Annotated in this window: 23 protein-coding genes; 14 read left to right on the top strand and 9 right to left on the bottom strand. The window is 69.8% G+C overall.

The window, feature by feature from the left end; translation table 11 throughout:
• Positions 1-55 precede the first annotated feature (55 nt).
• The 4 genes from BMX74_RS28315 to BMX74_RS28330 all read left to right on the top strand — a co-directional run bounded on the left by BMX74_RS28315 (position 56) and on the right by BMX74_RS28330 (position 3790).
• Positions 56-943, top strand: coding sequence for a LysR family transcriptional regulator (locus tag BMX74_RS28315; protein WP_091103742.1), 888 nt, complete (start codon positions 56-58; stop codon positions 941-943).
• 109 nt (positions 944-1052) lie between these two features.
• Positions 1053-1334: a hypothetical protein gene (locus BMX74_RS28320; protein ID WP_055504771.1), complete on the top strand. Its 282-nt coding sequence runs from the start codon at positions 1053-1055 to the stop codon at positions 1332-1334.
• Positions 1335-1365: 31 nt separating this feature from the next.
• On the top strand, positions 1366-2658 hold the full coding sequence (locus BMX74_RS28325) for an MFS transporter (RefSeq protein ID WP_256257304.1): 1293 nt from the start codon (positions 1366-1368) through the stop codon (positions 2656-2658).
• Between the two features lie 67 nt (positions 2659-2725).
• The gene (locus BMX74_RS28330) at positions 2726-3790 is read left to right on the top strand and encodes a flavin monoamine oxidase family protein (RefSeq protein ID WP_055504770.1); all 1065 of its coding nucleotides are present in this window, start codon (positions 2726-2728) and stop codon (positions 3788-3790) included.
• Positions 3791-3841: 51 nt separating this feature from the next.
• Here the strand turns inward: BMX74_RS28330 and BMX74_RS44385 are convergent, their stop codons facing one another.
• Together BMX74_RS44385 and BMX74_RS28335 are read right to left on the bottom strand one after the other, a co-directional pair.
• Entirely contained in the window at positions 3842-3988 is a 147-nt protein-coding gene (locus BMX74_RS44385) for a hypothetical protein (RefSeq protein ID WP_177227551.1), read from the bottom strand.
• The gene (locus BMX74_RS28335; protein ID WP_143078786.1) at positions 3985-4962 is read right to left on the bottom strand and encodes a hypothetical protein; all 978 of its coding nucleotides are present in this window, start codon (positions 4960-4962) and stop codon (positions 3985-3987) included. Before BMX74_RS28335 ends, BMX74_RS44385 begins: the two co-directional genes overlap by 4 nt.
• A gap of 250 nt (positions 4963-5212) precedes the next feature.
• Here BMX74_RS28335 and BMX74_RS28340 point away from each other — a divergent pair, with 250 nt between their 5' ends.
• Positions 5213-6625 carry an alpha/beta hydrolase gene (locus BMX74_RS28340; RefSeq protein WP_256257310.1) on the top strand — a complete coding sequence of 471 codons (1413 nt, stop codon included), beginning with the start codon at positions 5213-5215 and terminating at the stop codon, positions 6623-6625.
• Positions 6626-6714: 89 nt separating this feature from the next.
• Complete coding sequence (locus BMX74_RS43315; protein WP_143078787.1) at positions 6715-7233, top strand: hypothetical protein; 519 nt, start codon at positions 6715-6717, stop codon at positions 7231-7233.
• Positions 7234-7257: 24 nt separating this feature from the next.
• On the opposite strand, the gene BMX74_RS28350 is transcribed toward BMX74_RS43315, so the two are convergent.
• Entirely contained in the window at positions 7258-7911 is a 654-nt protein-coding gene (locus BMX74_RS28350; RefSeq protein ID WP_091103747.1) for a TetR/AcrR family transcriptional regulator, read from the bottom strand.
• A 116-nt stretch (positions 7912-8027) separates the two neighbouring features.
• Here BMX74_RS28350 and BMX74_RS28355 point away from each other — a divergent pair, with 116 nt between their 5' ends.
• Entirely contained in the window at positions 8028-9284 is a 1257-nt protein-coding gene (locus BMX74_RS28355) for an alpha/beta hydrolase family protein (protein WP_143078788.1), read from the top strand.
• Positions 9285-9378: 94 nt separating this feature from the next.
• Here BMX74_RS28355 and BMX74_RS28360 read toward each other — a convergent pair whose 3' ends face one another.
• A complete protein-coding gene (locus BMX74_RS28360; protein ID WP_218154089.1) occupies positions 9379-10617 on the bottom strand; it encodes a serine hydrolase domain-containing protein in 1239 nt (412 codons plus the stop codon).
• 87 nt (positions 10618-10704) lie between these two features.
• Here BMX74_RS28360 and BMX74_RS43320 point away from each other — a divergent pair, with 87 nt between their 5' ends.
• Positions 10705-10887 carry a hypothetical protein gene (locus BMX74_RS43320; RefSeq protein ID WP_143078789.1) on the top strand — a complete coding sequence of 61 codons (183 nt, stop codon included), beginning with the start codon at positions 10705-10707 and terminating at the stop codon, positions 10885-10887.
• A gap of 18 nt (positions 10888-10905) precedes the next feature.
• Here BMX74_RS43320 and BMX74_RS28365 read toward each other — a convergent pair whose 3' ends face one another.
• The 3 genes from BMX74_RS28365 to BMX74_RS28375 all read right to left on the bottom strand — a co-directional run bounded on the left by BMX74_RS28365 (position 10906) and on the right by BMX74_RS28375 (position 12474).
• The gene (locus BMX74_RS28365; protein WP_055504763.1) at positions 10906-11295 is read right to left on the bottom strand and encodes a DUF1048 domain-containing protein; all 390 of its coding nucleotides are present in this window, start codon (positions 11293-11295) and stop codon (positions 10906-10908) included.
• Between the two features lie 2 nt (positions 11296-11297).
• Entirely contained in the window at positions 11298-11627 is a 330-nt protein-coding gene (locus BMX74_RS28370; RefSeq protein ID WP_055504762.1) for a PadR family transcriptional regulator, read from the bottom strand.
• Positions 11628-11910: 283 nt separating this feature from the next.
• Entirely contained in the window at positions 11911-12474 is a 564-nt protein-coding gene (locus BMX74_RS28375) for a hypothetical protein (protein ID WP_091103752.1), read from the bottom strand.
• A gap of 191 nt (positions 12475-12665) precedes the next feature.
• Between BMX74_RS28375 and BMX74_RS28380 the strand changes: the two genes are divergently transcribed.
• From BMX74_RS28380 to BMX74_RS28395, 5 genes are all read left to right on the top strand, one after another.
• Positions 12666-13082 (top strand): ester cyclase, encoded by a 417-nt coding sequence (locus BMX74_RS28380; RefSeq protein WP_091103754.1) that lies wholly within the window; start codon positions 12666-12668, stop codon positions 13080-13082.
• 360 nt (positions 13083-13442) lie between these two features.
• The gene (locus BMX74_RS28385) at positions 13443-14045 is read left to right on the top strand and encodes a hypothetical protein (RefSeq protein WP_091103756.1); all 603 of its coding nucleotides are present in this window, start codon (positions 13443-13445) and stop codon (positions 14043-14045) included.
• A 182-nt stretch (positions 14046-14227) separates the two neighbouring features.
• Positions 14228-14401, top strand: a complete 174-nt coding sequence (locus BMX74_RS44390; RefSeq protein ID WP_177227552.1) for a hypothetical protein — start codon at positions 14228-14230, stop codon at positions 14399-14401.
• A 329-nt stretch (positions 14402-14730) separates the two neighbouring features.
• Positions 14731-15306: a DUF4240 domain-containing protein gene (locus tag BMX74_RS28390; RefSeq protein ID WP_091103757.1), complete on the top strand. Its 576-nt coding sequence runs from the start codon at positions 14731-14733 to the stop codon at positions 15304-15306.
• Positions 15307-15410: 104 nt separating this feature from the next.
• Positions 15411-15926, top strand: coding sequence for an SMI1/KNR4 family protein (locus tag BMX74_RS28395; RefSeq protein WP_256257305.1), 516 nt, complete (start codon positions 15411-15413; stop codon positions 15924-15926).
• Positions 15927-16049: 123 nt separating this feature from the next.
• Here the strand turns inward: BMX74_RS28395 and BMX74_RS46735 are convergent, their stop codons facing one another.
• Both BMX74_RS46735 and BMX74_RS28405 read right to left on the bottom strand, forming a co-directional pair.
• A complete protein-coding gene (locus BMX74_RS46735) occupies positions 16050-16247 on the bottom strand; it encodes a protein-arginine deiminase family protein (RefSeq protein WP_091103759.1) in 198 nt (65 codons plus the stop codon).
• A complete protein-coding gene (locus tag BMX74_RS28405; RefSeq protein ID WP_091103760.1) occupies positions 16234-17925 on the bottom strand; it encodes a protein-arginine deiminase family protein in 1692 nt (563 codons plus the stop codon). Before BMX74_RS28405 ends, BMX74_RS46735 begins: the two co-directional genes overlap by 14 nt.
• A 71-nt stretch (positions 17926-17996) precedes the next feature.
• Here BMX74_RS28405 and BMX74_RS28410 point away from each other — a divergent pair, with 71 nt between their 5' ends.
• Positions 17997-18614, top strand: a complete 618-nt coding sequence (locus tag BMX74_RS28410) for a TetR/AcrR family transcriptional regulator (RefSeq protein ID WP_091103762.1) — start codon at positions 17997-17999, stop codon at positions 18612-18614.
• The last annotated feature ends 310 nt before the right edge of the window (positions 18615-18924 follow it).

Consider the following 18924-nt stretch of genomic DNA (forward strand, 5'->3'; position numbering starts at 1 on the left):
CGGGGTGGCCGGCGCTCCAGGCGGCCGGGCGTGCAGCCGTTGATATCCTGCGGTTATGGCTGAGCGGTTGAACCTGGAGGCGTTGCGGTACGCGCGGTCGGTGGCGCACGCCCGCTCGTTCTCGGCGGCCGCCCGCGCTCACGGCATCACGCAGCCCGCGCTGTCCAACGCGGTCGCCCGGCTGGAGGAGCGCCTCGGGGTGCGGCTGTTCGAGCGGTCCACCCGGGGCGTGACCTTGACCGCCGAGGCCGTCCGCCTGATTCCGCTGGTCGACACCGCCCTGTCGGCGCTCGACGCGATCACCGCCGAGGCGCGGCGGATGGCCGACCCGCAGACGCCCCGCATCCGCCTGGGCGTGTCCCCGCTGATCAGCCCCGACCTGGTCGCCCGCGCCTTCGGCGCCGTCCGCCGGCTGCCGATTCCCGGCGATCTGGTGCTGCGGGAGGCGAACATGGCCGACCTGCACGACGCGCTCACCGAGGGCGAACTCGACATCATCCTGATCCCGTCGGTGAACCCGCTGCCCCGCTTCGAGCACCGCGTCATCCACTCCGAGCAGGTCGTCGTGATCGACGCCCACGCGCAGGCGTCGTCGGCGCTGGAGCTGAGCGAAACCGCCGACGCGCAGTTCATCCTGGTTCCTGACGCCTGCGGCCTGACCCGCTTCACCACCCAGCTGTTCCGCGAGCACGACCTGCCGCTGCGCACCTACCCGGGCGAGGCCGGCGGCTACCAGGTCCTGGAGCAGTGGGTCGGCCTCGGCCTGGGGGCGGCGATCCTGCCCGAGTCCAAGCTGTCCGACCCCGGCCTCACCGCCCGCCCGCTGGTCGACGGCGGCCTGCCGGTCGAGCTGTTCTACGAGGCCGTCTGGGACCCCACCTCACGCCACGCGGCCGACCTCAGCCGACTCGCCGCCTCCCTCAGCGATAACCGGCGGCTATAGCCGCATTCGCGGCGCCGGTCTACCGGTCCCTCGGTCACGGACATAGCGTCGGTGCACGGTCGCGGCCCCCGCCGCGGCCGCCGCATCCCGACCCGGAACGAGGAGACCCATGGCCTACCTGCAGATCACCCTCGACGTCAGCGCCGACGACCGTGCCGCCGCCGCCGGCGTCTACCAGCGGTACAAGCAGCCGTTCCTGGACACGGTCCCGGGCGCCGAGAGCAAGGAGCTGCTGGTTCGCGACGAGGACGTGCAGGTCCTGCACGGGTTCGCCACCGCCGCCGACGCGCAGGCGTACCTGTCCAGCGAGCTGTTCACCCAGGACGTCGTCACCGCCCTGCAGCCCTACCTGAACGCGGCTCCGGACGTGCGCGTCTACGAGACCGCCTGACGCCGCCGCGTCGCGCGGACAAGGACTCCCCGTGCCCGAGCCCGAACACCTCGCCACCGCCGTCGCCCCGGCCCCGGCCGCGGACACCGTCCAGCGGCGCACGATGACCGTGCTGGTCCTCGCACAGATCATCGGCACCGTGGGGGTCGGCGTCGCACCCTCGATCGGCGTGCTGCTGGCCGGAGCGGTCACCGAGAACGAAGCGTGGGCGGGCCTGGCCCGCACCGCGAGCACGCTCGGCGCGGCGCTGCTCGGCCTGCCGCTGGGCACACTCGCCGCCCGCCGGGGCCGCCGCGTCGCCCTCGCCGGCGGCTGGTGGACGGCGGCCGCCGGCGGCGCGGTGCTGGTCGCCGCGGCCCAGTGGAGCCTGGTCGTCCCGCTCTTCGCCGGCCTGCTGCTGATCGGTGTCGGCCTGGCGGTGAGCCTGCAGTCGCGGTTCGCGGCCACCGACCTCGCGCAGCCGCACCACAAGGCCCGATCGCTGGCCCTGGTCGTCTGGGTGGGCACCCTCGGCTCCGTGCTCGGCCCGAACCTGGGCGCGCCCGGCGAGGTCATCGGCGCCGCCACCGGCCTCACCGTGTACGCCGCCGCCTTCCTCATCGCCGCGGTCTGCCTGGCCGTCGCCGGTCTGATCGTGTTCGTGTGGCTGCGTCCCGACCCGCTGCTGTTCCTCAGGCAGGCCGCGCCGGCGTCGCCCACGGGGCCTGGCGGCAAGCGGCCGGGCCGCGTCCGGCAGGTGCTCGCCGAACTGCGCGTCAACCAGCGGGCCCAGGTGGCGGTGCTCGCGATCCTCACCGCCCAGGTGGTCATGGTCGCGATCATGACCATGACGCCGGTCCACCTCACCCACCAGGGCGGCTCGATCACCGTCGTCGGCATCACGATCAGCCTGCACGTCGCCGGCATGTACGCCCCCTCCCCGCTCGTCGGCCTGATCGCCGACCGGTACGGTCACCGGGTCGCGATCAGCGCCGGGCTCGGCGTCCTCGCCGCCTCGCTCCTGATCGGCGCGCTGCAGCCCGACGACACCGGCTGGATCATCGCGTCGCTGGTCCTGCTGGGTGTCGGCTGGTCCTTCGTCAACGTCGCCGGGTCAGCGCTGTTCAGCACCGCCGTCTCCGCCGAGACCCGGGCCTCGTCCCAGGGCGGCGTCGACGCGCTGTCGAACCTCTTCGGCGCGGCCGCCGCGTTCGCGGCCGGGCCGCTGCTGGCCGTCAGCGGGTTCTCCCTGCTGTGCGTCCTGGCCCTCGTCGCGCTCGTCCCGCTGACCGTCCTCATGGCAGGGCTGATGGCCGGCCGTGCCCTCACCCGCCAGAGCGCGTGAACCCGCGCGCCCGGCGGTCACCGTCCTGACCACGCGTGACATCCCTCGGCCCAGAAGGGAGGCGGACATGCCGCCTCACACCTCGCACGACGTCGTCGTGGTCGGCGCCGGCCCGGCCGGCCTCACCGCGGCGGCCGCCCTGCACGCGGCCGGGCTCGACACGGTGTGCGTGGAGGCGCGCGACCGCAGCGGAGGCCGGCTCGCCACCACCGACGACGGACTCGACCTCGGCGCCACCTGGTTCTGGGACGGCGAACCGCTCGTCGCCGCGCTCGCCCGCCGGCTCGGTGTGGACGTCTTCGAGCAGCACCGCGCGGGTGACGCGCTCGCGCAGCACCCCACCGGCACGCGGCGGGTCACCGGCAACCCGATCGACGTACCGGCCTACCGGTACCGGCCGGGCGCCGCGGCACTGACCTCCGGCCTCGCGGCCCGGCTTCCGGCCGCCGCGCTGCGGCTCTCGACCCCGGTCACGGGCATCCGCAGGAACGGCGACACGGTCGAGGTGCGTACGGTCGCCGGGCGTCTGGACGCCGGCCAGATCGTGCTGGCGATCCCACCGGCGCTCGCCATGGCGAGCATCGACTTCCACGGCGGGCTGGAGCCGGAGGCGGCGCGTCTGGCCGAGGCCACCCCGGTCTGGATGGGCGGCGTCGTCAAGGTCGTCGCCGCCTACCGTGCCCCGTTCTGGCGGGCCGCGGGCCTGGCGGGAGCGGCCGTCAGCTGGACCGGCCCGCTGCGGGAGATCCACGACATGTCGGGGCCGGACGGCACGCCGGCCGCCCTGTTCGGGTTCGCCCCCGCCGCTGCCGCCGGTCCAGGATTCGCGGCGGCCGTGACCGCCCAGCTGGCCCGGCTGTTCGGCGAGGAGGCGGCACAGCCGCAAGCGCTGCACGTCCGGGACTGGAGCGCCGAACGGTGGACCTCGCCGCCCGGCGGGCACCGCCTGACGGACCACGGCCTGTTCGGGCATCCGCTCTACCAGCGGCCCGCCCTGGCCGGCCGGTTGCACTGGGCGTCGACCGAGACCGCCCCCCGCCACGCCGGCCACGTCGAAGGCGCCCTCCTGGCCGGCGAACGGGCCGCACGCGCCGTCCTCGCCGCCCCTGCCCGGAGGCCGGCGAGGCGGTGAACTCCGGCACCGGCGACCGCGCCCGGCCTGACGGGAACCGGCGAGCGGCCGTCACGCTCGGGCGCCGCGCGGCGGGATCCCGTCGAGGAGATCGGCCAGGAGCCGGTCGGCGAACTCGGTGCTCAGCGGCTGCTCCGGCGTCAACAGCCTGCGCGGTGAGGTCGGCCCGGACGTCGCCGGTGTCGGGGGCTTGATCAATGGGCGGAGCCCAGCTCCACCTGGGCCCTGGTCAGCGCGGCCTCCCGGATCTGCTTGTACTGACCGATCTGCGGCTCCCACTCTTCGGGCACCTGCTGCTGGTAATGAGCGAACCGGGCACGTTCGACCCGCGACTTACCGGTCTGGACACTGCATTCGGCGTCCGCCGTGGCGATGCGGATCTCCTCGGGATGCGCTTTCTGACGCGACGCGTTCTTGTCCTCGTAGAGTTTCACGGCCGCTCCCACCGCGTCTCTCCACACCTTGAACGGAAAGCCCTTGGAGTTCATGCATCGACGCCAGGGCTCGGCGGCCGCGACCACCTGGGGATCTTTTTCCCACCGGTCCTTCAGCGGAATACCCAGCCCGTTCATCACTCCGCTGACCCGGATGTACGTCTGAAGGTCTCCGTAAAGCTCGTTGTACGCCTCCCCGATGCAGCCCTCCGAGGGGATCGCCACCCTCGCGATGCCGGGCAGGTTCGCCTCCGCGCGGCCGCCGCCTCCTTGCATGGCCCGGTTCCAGGCCTGCTGCCGGGCGGGCGGGAGGGAGCTCACGAAACTGTTCGGGTCCTTGGGCGCGGCCTGCCTGCCCGGCTCACGGTTGAACCCGTATCCCTCTCGCCGGCTCTTCGTGACGTCGTCGTTCGTGAGGTCCATCCGGAACTGGCCACCCCACTGCTTTCTCGCCATCTCCGAGGAACTCGTGCCGGCGCTGGAAAGGTGGTAGGTGAAACCGTTCATGGCCATGCAGCGCGCGATCTTCACCTGCAGTGCCCTGTCGAGGATTCTCTGTTCGTCATAACTGCCGTAAGCGGCCATGAACGTCACTTCCGCGCCCGTCGCCTGGCCGGCCGGAGCAGACGGTGACGGACGCGCGGCCCCGGGCGACGCGCCGGCATGAGAGCATGCGGCCAGCAGGAGAACGCACGCCGTGCCGATGATGCCCGAGGCGGACATCGAAAGTCTCTTCATCGATCCCTGTCGTCCGACGGCTTCTCGCCTCATGCCTGTTCGCGCATCCTCGCCGCCGGGGTTCAGATAATTCCCCGCATAATACGAGATCTCTCTGCCGAGCGGCGGCGGCCGATCCTGACATTCGTCATCTCCAGCGCGTCGTGGAAGTCATCCGGATGTGGTGTTTCCATCCACTACCTCGGCCTATCCCGGGTTCAGGATGCTTGTCGGCATGAAGAAGGCCATAGGGACAGTCCTCTTGAGCACGGTGCTACTCGTCGGATGCGGCACGGCCGACCAGGCCGCGCAACCGTCGGGCGCGATCGCGTGGAGCACGTGCACCGACCTCATGGGCCCGGACGGCAAGCCGGCACCACCCGCCCCCGGCATCGAGTGCGGCAAGCTCCAGGTCCCCCTCGACCACGCCGAGCCGGACGGCGAGAAGATCGGCCTTGCGCTCATCCGCGTCAAGGCGACCGGCGAACGCCTCGGCTCGCTGGTCTTCAACTTCGGCGGCCCCGGCGCGTCCGGCGTGGACACGCTGGCCCAGGCCTCCAGGGCGTTCGGGAACCTGGGCACCCGCTACGACCTGGTCAGCTTCGACCCGCGCGGCGTCGAACGCAGCTCCGGCGTCAAGTGCGGCGGCCAGATCGCCAAGCTGCTCGCCGCGACGACCGAGCCCGACGGCGACCGGCTGGCCGGAGAGTTCGCGGCGGCGTGCCGGCAGGACTCGGGCAAGCTGCTGCCGTACGTCGGCACCGTGAACGCCGCCAAGGACCTCGACCTGCTCAGGGCCGCGCTCGGCGACAAGAAGCTCAACTACTTCGGCTTCTCGTACGGCACCCACCTCGGCGCCGTGTACGCCACCCGGTTCCCCAGGAACGTCGGCCGCTTCGTCCTGGACAGCGCCTTCGACCCCACGGTCACCTGGGAGCAGCGGGCGGTGACGCAGGCGAAGGGCTTCGACCACGCGTTCCGGGCGTTCGCCGAGGACTGCGTGGCGCAGGGCTGCGAGCTGGGCGCCGACCCCGCCGCCGTCGAGAAGGCGGTCGTGGGCCTGCTCGGCGGGCTCAAGGACAAACCGCTCAAGGTGGGAGACCGGGAGCTCACGTACGGGCTGGGGCAGCTCGGCGTCCTCACCCCGCTCTACACCAAGGCGACCTGGCAGGTGCTGGAGCAGGCCGCCGCGGCGGCGATCAAGGGCAACGGCGAGGCGCTGCTCATGCTTGCGGACGCGTACACCGGGCGCAGGGCGGACGGGACGTACGGGACGATGATGACGAGCCTGCAGGCGATCAGCTGCGCCGACACCTCCGAGCGGCCCACCGCCGCCCAGGCCGCCAAGGTCAACGACCGGGTGGAGAAGATCTTCCCGGTCCTGTCAGCCGAAGGGTCGGGCGCTCCCTGCGCCCACTGGCCGGTGCCGGGCGACGACGCGGCCAAGCACATCGACGCGACCGGCTCCGCACCCATCGTGGTCGTCGGCGGCAAGGGCGACCCGGCCACGCCCTACCAGTGGGCGACCCGGCTCACGGCCCAGCTCAGGACGGGCGTCCTGGTGACGTACGAGGGCGAGGGCCACGGGGCCTACCTGACGGGTGACGCGTGCGTCATGCGGACGGTCGACGCGTACGTGCTGGAGGGCAAGGTGCCCACCACGTCCACCACCTGCGCGGCCTGACCGTCCTCGGAGTTCGGCGGCGTTGGACCGAATGTAGTGGATCGGTTACTGTACGCAAGCGATCCATGTCCTCCGGAGAAGGAGCTCACATGCGGGCCTTCCGCCGAACCCTCACCAGTTCCATAGCGGCGGTTTCAGCGAGCACGCTGTTCACGGCCGCCCCACCCGCCGACGCCACGGCGGCCAGTTCCCCGTGCGGCAACGGGCCCTGGCCCGGGTGGCACAACCCCCTCATCAACGGGTTGACGGACATCACGGAAGTGGCCAATCAAACATCGCACGAGGTACAGGTCAAGGACGGAGAGAACCCAGACATCCATTTCACCGTCCCAGCCGGCGGCAAATGGACCGGTTCGATGTGGGTCCCCTGGGTCGGCCGCCAGAACGAGATGCGGAAGAGCATCACCATCACGTGGGGGAACCGGACTCGCTACTGGATGTTCCAGACATTCGGCGGGTCCGACCAGGGGGACATCAAGTGCAGCGCGACGGGCGGCTTCGAGATCAGCGGCCGCGTGTCCTCCGACGCCGTCGAAGGCGGCAAGAAGAGGCTCGTCATCCGCGACAACGACACACTCTTCCTGGAGTGGATCAGCGGCGCCCCCTGAACCAGGTCCGACCGCTGACCCCCGTCATGGGCTGGGCGGCACCACGTCGAGGCCCAGCGCGCCGAAGTAGCCCCGGGCCGCGAAACGGACGACCGCCTCGGCCATCTGGCGCGCGGGCAGGCAGCGGTCGTGCTCCAGCCACCAGGTGATCGCTCCGAGCGTCAGGTCGGCGGCGAGCACCAGCTCCAGCTCTCCCGACGGCATGCCGCGTCCGGCGTCGCCCGGTCCGGCCCGGCCGTCTCCCGCCCGGCGATGCGGGGCGGTGCCGGCGTGGACGTCGCGGAGCCGGTCGCGGGCCAGTTCCACGCAGCGCTCCCGCAACCGCGCCACGAACCACGGGTCTCCGCGCCGCCCCAGCAGCGCCGCGTACAGCCGGTGATGCCGATCCACATGGTCGAACAACTGCTCCCAGCCGACGATCCGGTCCTGCACCGATATGCGGCCGGCGGGCCCCAGTTCGGCGGGCAGCTCGGAGATGACCTCCTGGAAGATCTCCTCGACCAGCGCGTACTTGTCCTGGTAGTAGCGGTAGAACGTCGCGCGGTTGATGAGCGCGCGCTCGGCGATGTCGCGCACGGTGACATCGCCGAAGCCCTTCTCCTCCACCAGCTCGATGAGCGCGTGACGGATGAGCCTGCGGGTGCGCGCCCGCTGGAGCCCGCCCTCCCCATGCGACATTCGCCCTCCCGTGTCGCCTTCCGCGACATCCACGCTCGCCTGCTGATGGTGGGTCGGCGCCCAACGGCCCGAAGCTAGGGCTCCAGCGACGACCGATCGACTCAGGAGAGGACACCATGGCTTCCGACACCATTATGGCGATCAACCGGCTCGGATTCGCCGACAGCGAGATGCAGGACTTCGCCTACCTGCGCACCCTCGCCTACGCCGACTTCGGGGCCGCCTCCGTCGGCGAGGTGGTGCACGTCGCGCGGAAGATCGCCCGAGACGGAGGCGGACGCGACGCCTTCATCGAAGCCTGGAGCGAGCAGGGCCGGCTCGCGGCCCGGACAGCCGATGACGCGCTCGCCGCCGGCCGTCCCCGCACGGCGCGTACGTTCCTGCACCGCGCCTACAACTACCTGCGTACCGCGGAGTTCTACTTCAACCGCCGGCAGAACGAGGAGTTCACCGCCCTCTACGACCAGAGCGTCTCCCACTTCGACCGGGCGCTGCCGCTGCTCGACACACCCGCCGAACGCATCGCCATCCCCTACCAGGACGGCATCGACCTGCCCGGCTACTTCTTCGCCTCCGACGACTCCGGCACCCCGCGCCCCACCGTCGTCATCTCCGGCGGCGGCGACGGCCACGGCGAAGAGCTGTACTTCTTGGCCGGCGTCCCGCACGCCCTGGCTCGCGGGCTCAACGTCGTGCTGTTCCACGGGCCAGGGCAGCGTGGCCTGCTTCATCACCACCCCGACCAGGTCTTCCGCGCCGACTCCGAGGTGCCGTTCGCAGCCGTGCTGGACCATGTGACCGCCCGTCCCGACGTCCGAGCCGACGCGGTGGCGCTCTACGGACTGAGCTTCGGCGGCTACCTCGCGCCCCGGGCCGCCGCCCACGACAGGCGCGTCGCGGCCCTGGTGGCGAACGCCCCGATCATCGACTTCCACTCCCTGATCTTCGACGCCCTCACCTCGGCGCTGCCCGCCCCTCCGCCCGCCACCGCCCCGGCCGAGTACTGGAACGGCCTCTACCAGCAGGTCGGCGGCACCGACTGGGCCCTGCAGGCCACCATGGACAACTACATGCTCTGGACCACGGGGGCGCGGACCTTCGCCGACTTCCACCGGCTCGCCCGATCCTTCACCCTGGACGGGCTCGTCTCCCAGATCACCTGCCCCACGCTGACCCTGTCCTCCGACGGCGAGAACGCCGTCGCCCGCGACCAGGCTCGCCGATTCCACGAGCAACTCGTCGTCCCGGTCAAGGCATTCCACCGCCTGGCCGCCGAACACGGCGCCGACAGCCACTGCGGCCTCAGCAACATCGCCCTGACGTCCTCGCTGGTCTACGACTGGCTCACCGACGTGCTGGCCGCCCCGGCGTAGACGCATCCGATCGAATGCGAGGTCGTCGATGGGTCGGCGCCGAGCAGGCGAGCTGCCCTCCTCGCCCGTGCGCCCGTCCCGCCGGGGCTCGATGTCAGTCGTCGATGGCCTGGTAGAGGGTGGTCCAGAAGTCATGGATGGCCCGCGCCGAATCCGGGGTGGACATCCCGGTCTGGGTGAGCAGGATGCCGACGAGTCGGTTGCCCGGGTCGGCGTACGCGGTGGTGCCGGCTCCGCCGTCCCAGCCGAACTGGCCGATGGGGGCGTAGTCGCCGCGGTAGGCGCGCACCGTCATCCCGAACCCCCAGCCGCCGTGCTGCCCCTGGCCGTGTGACAGATGGACGACGCTGCGGGCCCAGGTCTGCAGGGCGGCTGTCTGCTCGGGCGTGAGGCGGTTGGTGGTCATCAGCTCGACGGCAGGCCGGGACAGGATCCGCCGGGTCCCGTGCATCCCGTGGTTGAGCAACATCCGGAAGTAGGCGTGATAGTCGTCGACGGTCGAGTCGAGTCCGCCGCCGCCGGACTGGAACGCCGGAGGCCCGCTGTGGTGCCCGCCTTCGGCCTCGTCCTCCACGAGGAACTCCCCGGTCTGCGGATCGGGGGCGTACAGGGGCGGAAGCCGGTCGATCTTGCCGGCGGGCACGTGGAAACCGGTGTCCTTCATCCCCAGCGGATCGAAGACGCGCTCACGCAGGAACTCCTCGAACGACCGGCCGGTGACCCTGGCCACCAGCACGCCGAGCACGTCGTCGCTGACGTTGTACAGCCACCGCTCGCCGGGCTGGTACATCAGCGGGAGCGTGCCCAGGCGGCGCATCCACTCGTCCGGCCCCGGCGCCGGCAGCATCCATCCGTCCTCCTGGCCGTAAACCCCCTGCTCGAAGATCGCGCTCATCATCGGAGCGGTCCGCGCCGTCATGTCCAGCCCGAGCCCGCACGTGGAGGTGAGCAGGTCCCGCACGGTGATCGGCCGCCGCGCCGGCACGGTGTCGTCCAGCGGGCCGTCGGCCCGCTTGAGCACCCGCCGGTCGGCGAGCTCGGGCAGCCACCGATCGACCGGGTCGTCCAGCCGCAACCGGCACTCGTCCAGCAGAACCATCGTCGCCGCCACCGCGACCGGCTTGGTCGTCGAGGCCATCCGGAAGATGGTGTCCCTGCGCATCGGCGCGCCACCGTCGTGACGCATCGTCCCGATCGCTTCGACATGCGTCTCATCACCCCGGCTGACCAGGGCCACCAGCCCGGGAATCCGTCCGGACTCGACATGCCGTGCCAGCACCTCGCGCACTCTGCGCAGCCCTGCCGCGGAGAAGCCGCTGTTGCGTTGTCCCATCATGAATCCTTTGCAGGCAAGTGTTCGATACATGCGATGTCTGGTCTTGCGAGACCCGTCCCAGGAGGGTGGTGGGAGGAGACCGGGGTGGCAGGGTTCGCGGCCGAAGGCGCGATCGCTGAACCGTTCATGGCATCCACCGGGGCGACCGGGCTGGTACCGGCTGTCGCCGTCGCGACGCCGCCGCTGAAAGGCGGGAGAAGCAGCCGGCCGGGCATGGCCGCGTGGCTGCGGAAAGTCGATGAAAGGGGTGCCCGGCGCCGGGCGTGAGGTGTGCGGTGCCTGTTATCAGGCGGTCTTGTCGTCGTTCCCGGTGTCCTCGCCGGCGGCGCGCGCGATCGCGTCGGTCAGCTGCCTGCGCGCACGGGCGGGAACGTAGCCACCCTCCGTGTAGTTCTTGACGAACGCCTCGGCGAACTCGACCGGGTCCTCCCCGACGATCTCGCGGATCGGCGTTCCGTCCGCCGCCGCCTGTTCGAACAGGTCGGCCAGGTCCTCGAACCTCGACGCGTCACTGTCGCCGTCGGCCGGCACGAAGTACATCATGTACCGCTCGATCGCCCCGACCGCCAGCCGGTAGTTCGGCGGGAGGTGTCTCACGCGCGCCTGGTACTCCCGCCACCGCCGCTTGGGGCCGATCACCTTGGCGATGAAGCCACCCTTTTCAGCGTCGGACATGGTTATCTGCCTCCCTTACGGAGCTGTTCGATCCGTTCCGAGAGGAAGCTCCAGGTCCTCCAGAACTCTTCGAGGTATTCCCGTCCCTGCGGGTTGAGGGAGTACACCTTGCGCGGCGGCCCCTTCTCCGACGGGACCTTCTCCACGTCGACGAGGCGGCGTTGCTCGATCCTGACCAGCAGCGCGTAGATGGTGCCCTCGGCGATGTCGGAGAAGCCCTGATCCCGCAGCCAAGCCGTGATCTCGTAGCCGTACGCGGGCCGCTCGGCCAGGACCGCGAGGACGACGCCCTCCAGCGTTCCCTTGAGCATCTCCGTCATCTGCTTGCCCATGGAACACCCCCTTTCCAGCTACTCAGTGCTGCTGACTACTGGTACAAAGTAACACTGACTACCGGTACATAGCAACACTGAATACCACCAAGGCGTACATCAGGTCGACGCCGAGTACGTGCGCCAAAGACCGGCCACCGGGTCCCCCATCGCCCAGGCAATCTCTGGGGGCGGCATGGCCGCCGGAGCTGATCGTCCGCTTGGTCCGCGCCCGTCCATGCAGTCCTCGTCGCAGAGCTGGAGCGCCCACAGTTCAGCCAGAAGACGGCCCGGTCGGGAGATCTCAGAGGGTGAAGGGCGACCCGTATTCGAGGCCGTCGGCCCATTCTGGTCTGGGCTCCTCAGCCAGTGCGTCCAGCAGGATGTCGATGTCCGAGAGGATGTCAGGGGCTGGATGCGGTCCGTCGAGGCACACGGTCAGGTTCTCGTCGCCCGGCGAGGCAAGGGGCGTCTCCAGGGCTGGCAGCCGGGCGAGGATGCCGTCCCAGTCGAGGGAGAGGCGGGCTCCCTCGTCCGGAGGCGGCGGGTCGGCCCGCTTCCCGCTGGAGAAGTCCCATTGATGCCGGTTGAGCTTGAACACGGTGGTGGTGACGCCGCTCGGCAGCCAGACCCTGACACATTCGGTGACATCAAGACCTGCGGCCAGCCGCCCCTGTTGCACCGTCCACACGTTGACGCTCTGGCCGAGAAGAAGCTCATGGTGAAGTCTGCCCGAGCTGTCGCGGTGGAGCTTGGGCTCCAGCCGGGCGCGCAGTTCGTCCGTGGTGGCGAACGGCCGGACGCTCCCGATCTCACCGATGACGGGCCATGACTCTTCCAGCAGATAGAAACTCCGTGCTGTTTCCACACCTGGATCAATGGGCGTGGCCGGGGATATATCGTGGGCCGGCTGCATTTCAGCGCTTCACGGCGCTCGACTGATCCTGCACGAGGCAACCCTACGGTTGCAGGCTGACACCCTGATGAGGAATTACTCCAGCCTCCGGGTGTCGGGGAACGCCCTGGCGTATCCGCGCGCCCGCTGCATACGATCACCGCATGGCTGCCTCAGCGGATTCCACCAGCGCGCGCAATGCCGAGATCGTCCGACGTTACCTGCGAGTCTTCGAAAGCAAGCAGGTCGCCGAGCTCAAGGAACTCGTCGCCGAGGATGTGCTGGTCCACGGTGCCGGCCAGCACAAACAGGGGCGACACTACCCCGAGGCGTCCGTGCTGACTCCGGGATTGTCCAACTGCCGCGTCCAGATCGACGACCTGTTCACCGCGGACGATCGGGTCACCGTGGCCTTCACCCTCACCTACACCCACGACCGCAGCGGCCGCGATCTCACGATGACCGGCATCAAGTCCTACCGTTTGCACGACGGGCGGATCGTGGAGTTCTGGGGTGAGACCGACCTGTACGGCCTTCTGCGCCAGGCGGGCCTGGTACCCGAGCAAATCCCGCCCTTCTGACCTCATCGATGTGCTCGACATCTGACTGTTCCTTGGAATGGTCCTGGCAACGAGCGCTTTTCACCCGCTGAGGGCGACTCTGCTGTCACAGCGTGACGCGTTCCGAGTCGGGAGCGGGATTCGGCATCTTGGCTGCCACGGCTTGGCGGTACGTACAGCAGGAAGTCACTCTCCTGCGTTACCCAAGCCCACCCGGGACGGGCCGCATTACCTGGTGCTGTAAAGCATCCTGGTGCTGGACGGCATGCTGGTGCGCACCGACCGGGTCAAAGCCGACCTCCTCGACCTTCCGACCTGCTGGCGAGCCCTCTTTGCACTCCGGCAACCGCATAACCGGACAATGGCTGGATACTGACGACCATGGTCATCGTCGACGTCGTCATGGAGACGTACGACGCGGAGGACTTCACGGCCTGGCCGATCGCGGAGCCGTCGAGCGACCGCTTTCTCGCCCTCTCCGGCCGGATGTCTCCCGCCGACGTCGGGACGGCCATGGCCGTCATCTTCAGCTACAACAACATCTCCGTCACCCACGTCGCCGACCTGACCGAGGCGCATCTGGAACAGCATCTCACCGAAGCGGAAGCCCTGATCGCTCCGGGTGGGCTGCGCTTCCGCGACATCAACACGGGCGTCAGCATCGCGCCCGGTTGCTGTTTCGGTTTGGAGAACTGGAGGGACTGGTGGGATGTGGTTCGGGGGCAAGAACCCTGGCTCGGCCACGACCCCACGCCACAGATCACGCATGTGGGTCACGTCATCAAGCTCCAGCAGCACGATGGCGACTCTCCGTCCATCGGCATGACTCGCGGCGAGCTCTCCAGCCTGCTCACTACCGCCCAACAGCACCTCAGGGGTTTCCTCAACCTCGCAGGACAATGGGCGACGGTCACCACCCCAGGGCTGGCCGACCGGCTCATCTCAGCTCTCGACGACCACTTGGTGATCACTATTACGGATTAGGCGAACACTTGCCTGAGTCGATGGTGCACGAGGTGATCAGCCCTCACCCACCTCATCAACGTCCAGGGCCATGTGGCGATGTTGTGGCGGCGGGGTGGCCTGGCCGGAGGGGCCGTAGCCCGCCTGGACCGCCCGGCCGCCCTCCGCCCATCGGGCGGCGGCTTGAGAAGAACATCGGCTCGGTGTCCACGCTGGCCGACGAGCCGCTGGTTCTGAAGACGCTGAAAGGCGTCTCGAAGACGCTCGGCGGCTCGACCGCCGCAGCCACCACGATCGCCCGCAAGCGCGCCCTGTTCTACAACGCACTCGCCGTCAGCCCGGGAAAGCTCCTGACACCAACCCGCTGGTCGGGGTGAAGTGGGGCCGTGGGCTCCGACTGGACGGGGAACGGGGAAACACCGGGAATCCCGCGAACTGAAGCATCGCGCCCGCCACGCAATCAGGCAAATGCCGATCCCGCCTCCACCGGTCACCCTGCTTTGGATCCACCTCGCGCGTGAGCCCAGATGGTCACCTGTTCGTCGGAATGCGCGGCGGCCACTGTTGGAAAGCGTCTAGGGCCGTCTCCGGCAGAAAGCCCGCGCATCGGCGCTCAGCACGGCCGAGACCGCCTCACCACTCGCGGAGCGGCGTACGACCTCCGACACGCCTGCGTGTCCACCTGACTGTCTGGCAAAGTGTCCACGTGAACCTGGGCGAATTCTGGAGCATCGTCGAGTCCGCCCGAACGGATGCCCAGCCTACCCATGAGGCACTCGTTGATCGACTTGCTGCTCTCTCGATGGACGAGATCCTTGATTTCCAGGAACGGTTCGAAGTGGTAGAAGGCGCGGTGTACCAGTGGGACGTCTGGGCCGCCGCTTCTCTGATCGGCGGCGGGTGCTCGGATGACAGCTTCAGCGACTTCCGGGCAGGGTTGATCGCGTTGGGCCGCGGCTGGTTCGAGAGGGTGGCTCAGTCCCCCGACAGCCTGGCCGATCACCCGGCCGTCATCGAAGCCGCAGCCCGGGGTGACGACCGTGACGTCTTGTTCGAAGACATCGGGTCTGCGGCCGGCGCCGCTTACGACCGGCACACCGATGGCGATGTCGACGCCTTTTACGAGGCCTTGGAGAGCCGCAAGGAAGCAGTAGCAGACCGGGCCCCAGGAGGCGACATGGGCGAAGACTTCGACTTCGACTTCGACGAGGCCCGGATGCGTGAGCGCCTGCCCCGACTGGCGGCGCTTTTCCTACCGGCCAGTGGAGGACAAGCGTGCTGACTGTGTGACACGCCTCGGGGGCCATCGTGCAGGACGGCCACACCTCGGCCGCGTCCGTGATCGCCTAACCTTCCGGGATGGCGAACATGTCCGAAGATCTCACCTTGCCCATTGCCCTGGCTGAGGTGGCCGAGGTCGGCTTCGAGTGGGAATGGGACGAGGACACCGACGAGGCCCGCGGCTGCGACTTCGAGCCGTACGACCGGTTCGAGGAGCCCGGCCGGACGGCGTGGTGGTTCCGCCTGTGGACCGGCAACCAGGAGGCCGACGGCAGCGAGTTCCGCTTCTTCGGCACGACCGGGGCGGGTGACTACACCGGCTTCTGGCTGGTACGGCCCGATGCGGCGATCACCGACCAGCCCGTCGTCCACATCGGCTCCGAGGGGGAGCACGGTGTGATCGCCCGTGATCTCGGCGACCTCCTCTGGCTGTTCGCCGCCGGCCTGGGCCCCGCCGAGGCCTTCGCGGACCCCGGCTCCACGGCAGAGCCGAACGAGGCGTTCCGCGCCATCGCCGAGCGACACGCACCCGGCGGCCGCCGTTCCCCCACCCAGATCGTGGCTGCCGCACGAGCAGAGTTCCCGCACTTCTCGGATCTCATCGACGCGATGTGCCGCTGAACGCGACTCCGCCTGGGCTTGGGGAGGCACGGGCCGTGGCCCGGCTGACCGTGCTGGTCGAAGCGGAACGGTGCTCCGTGGCGCCGCCCGGCGAGGCCCTGGGCCGGTGCTCGCGAGGTCCGTTCAGGAGCTTTCCTGCCGGCGGCGGTCGGCTGCCCACCACGGGGTCGCCGAGCGGGTGTCACGGAGGGCGTTCGTCGCGCAGTGGACCTCGCCTCCGATCACGTGAGCCCAGGAGTAGTCCTCCACCCACCGCACGCGCACGTCCTGCGCGGCGAGCGCCGTCTCGGTCGCCTGCCGGAAGATGTCACGGCCCCTGATGACCGGGCCGTGCGGATCGGGGGGCGGCGAACTCGTGGGCGTTCATGGACAGCCCGTTGGGGACGCCGGACGTGTAGGCCCTCATGAGCTGCCCGTCCGGGTCGGCCCTGTGGAACAGGACGGGAACCCGTACCAGTTCGGAGGCGCGCAGCTTGGTCTCGGCGAGCATGACCGCGATCTGCTCGTCGATGTGGCCGGCGGCCTTCTCGTTGTCGGCCATGAGCTCGCTGTTCGCCAGGACGGCGTCGACCGTGGGCTGTTCGGCGGAGGCGGTTCCGGTGAACAGCTGGGCCTTTCCGTCGCCTGCCGCCTTGGCCTTGCGCAGCAGGTTCACGGCCAGGCGGGGGTCGGCGACCATGAGGGTCCAGCCGCGCTGGTTGCGCGCCCGTACGACGTGCATCGTCTCGTCGACGTGACCGACCAGGAGCCAGTCGGTGTCGAGCACCACGGGCTGCTGGAGGCCTTGGCCCATCCCCGTGAGCAGGCGGACGAACGCAGGGTCGGGCTGCCGTACCTGGCCCGTGCCGTACACGAGCCGTCCCTGCGGGTGGGAGTCGTACGGCGGGAGCGACTCCACGTTCCCCGTGGCGTTGCGCATGTCGGTGATGACGTCGCGCCGGCTCACCGTGAACTGCTGCACCACGCCCACACCGGGTCCGCGCAGATCACGGAAGATCAGCCGGGCGAGGGGGCGGGGTGTGGCCTGGAGCTGTCCGTCCTGGCCGGGCGCGGTGAACACGTTCCCGGACCTGACCAGGATGCGCATGGTCCTGGTGCCGCCAGGGGCGGGCATGCTCGCGGTGGTGGGCTCGAAGATGTCCTGCCACCAGATGTCTCTCCACCACCTGGACGTTCCGGAGATGAAGCGGGGATCGGCCAGCCCGGCCTGGCGGGTCGCCTTCCTCAGCGTCTTGGAGAAACTCCCCCAGTCCCGTGGCTCCGGGACCTCGACCGAGGGCGGTGTGCCGGAACCACGCCCGGGTTTGCCGGCCACGACCTCGACGGCCGGTTGCAGGTCGTTCTGCAGCAGCAGCGGGGCCTCCCTCATCCGGACCTCGGCCACGGAACGGCTGGCGCCGTCCTTCACCGTCAGCGTGATCGTCACCCGGCCGTCCCAGCCATTGGCGTCGCGGACGACGTCGCGTCCCTCCACGCCCAGCTCAAGCCCCTGCCGAAGCTCGGCGGCGGAGATCCGGCCGCCACCCTCGGGCAGCAGGGGGCGGAAGCCGCCCCCGTCACGCCTGGCGAAGACGCGGATCTTGTCGGCCCCCGCCGCGTCGACGCTCAGCTCGCCGGTCGCGCCTTCGCTGACTCCCGGCATGGCACGCAGTCGCAGCCGGGCCAGGTCGGCGTCGTCGTCCTCCCCGTTCACCACGGCGTCAGCGGCATCGTTGCAGGCGGCCAGCCGGGCGTCGGCCTCGGCGCCGAGGGCGTCGAGGTCGGCCGGGTCGACTCTGCAGCGGCGCCGGCTGTCGTCCAGGTTGGGCAGGAAGATCGCCTCTTCCCCCGTGGCCTGGGCGTCGGCGGGAGTGACGTGCCCGTCGTGGTTCAGGTCGGCGAGCAGAGCCGGCTCGGGAGCGCCCGTCGTCGCCCCTGCCGGCACCGCCGCCGGCAGCGACACCGCTCCGGTGAACACGACCAGCGCGAGCGCTCGTCCCGTGGTCCTGCTGACTCTCATGACCGCACCTCCATGGGATTTATCACAGGTGAGATAAATCGAAAATATCACAGCTGTGATACAACGGAGGAGTGCCGAAAGTAGTGGATCCCGCCGAGCGCCGCCGCGAAGTGGTCGACGCCCTGTTCAGGGTCGTCATACGCGACGGACTGGAACGGGCGTCCCTGCGCACCGTAGCGGCCGAGGCCAGGCTCAACGTCGGTTCAGTGCGGCACTACTTCGCCACACACGAGGAGCTCAAGCGGTTCGCCATGCGGTCCATGATCGACCGGGTGGGCTCGCGGCTGCACGCCCGCGCCGAGGCGGTCGGCGACGCAGGCACGCTCACCCGCGAGGAACGGAAAGAGGTCGCGGCAAGCCTGTTCGCCGAACTGCTTCCCCTCGACGAAGCCCGTCGCGCCGAGGTCACGGTGTTCCTCGACTTCATCACCGCCGCCCGCACCGACCCCTCTCTGCAGGACCTCGCCAGGGAGGCCGCCACGGGAGCGAGAGCCCTGGCCAGGCGCGTACTGACCTGGCTGGAGCTGCCGGCGGGGGTGGACGTGGAGCTGGAATGCGAGAGGCTCACGGCACTGCTCGACGGACTCGGCATGAACGCGGTGCTGTACCCGGAACTGATCGGCGGCGAGAGCTGCCTGGAGATCCTGCGCACCCACCTCGACACCCTCATCCCCCCGCCGCCCACCTGACCAAGCCCTGGCAAGGACACACAGGTGGTCCTGCCACGCCTGCGGAGCCGCCCTCGGAATCTTCGCGCTCCCCACGCGTTTCCGCTGGTGAAGGGCCTCTTCCCGCTGGTGGCGTACCCACCTGACCGGGCCTGACGGTCCCTGCTCCGGGCCAACGCCGGCGTTCCGGCGAGGACAAGCAGCACACTCATGGCCGCGGCCAGGCTGCCGAGTAATCGGCTCATTGTGGTCTCCCTGTTGTGCCTGTGTCGCTCATGGCCATTCCGGGCTCCGCTCGCCCAGCGGACGGTGATGCGCTCCTGCCGCACGG

The organism is Nonomuraea pusilla, assembly GCF_900109355.1.
GTDB classification, from domain to species: domain Bacteria; phylum Actinomycetota; class Actinomycetes; order Streptosporangiales; family Streptosporangiaceae; genus Nonomuraea; species Nonomuraea pusilla.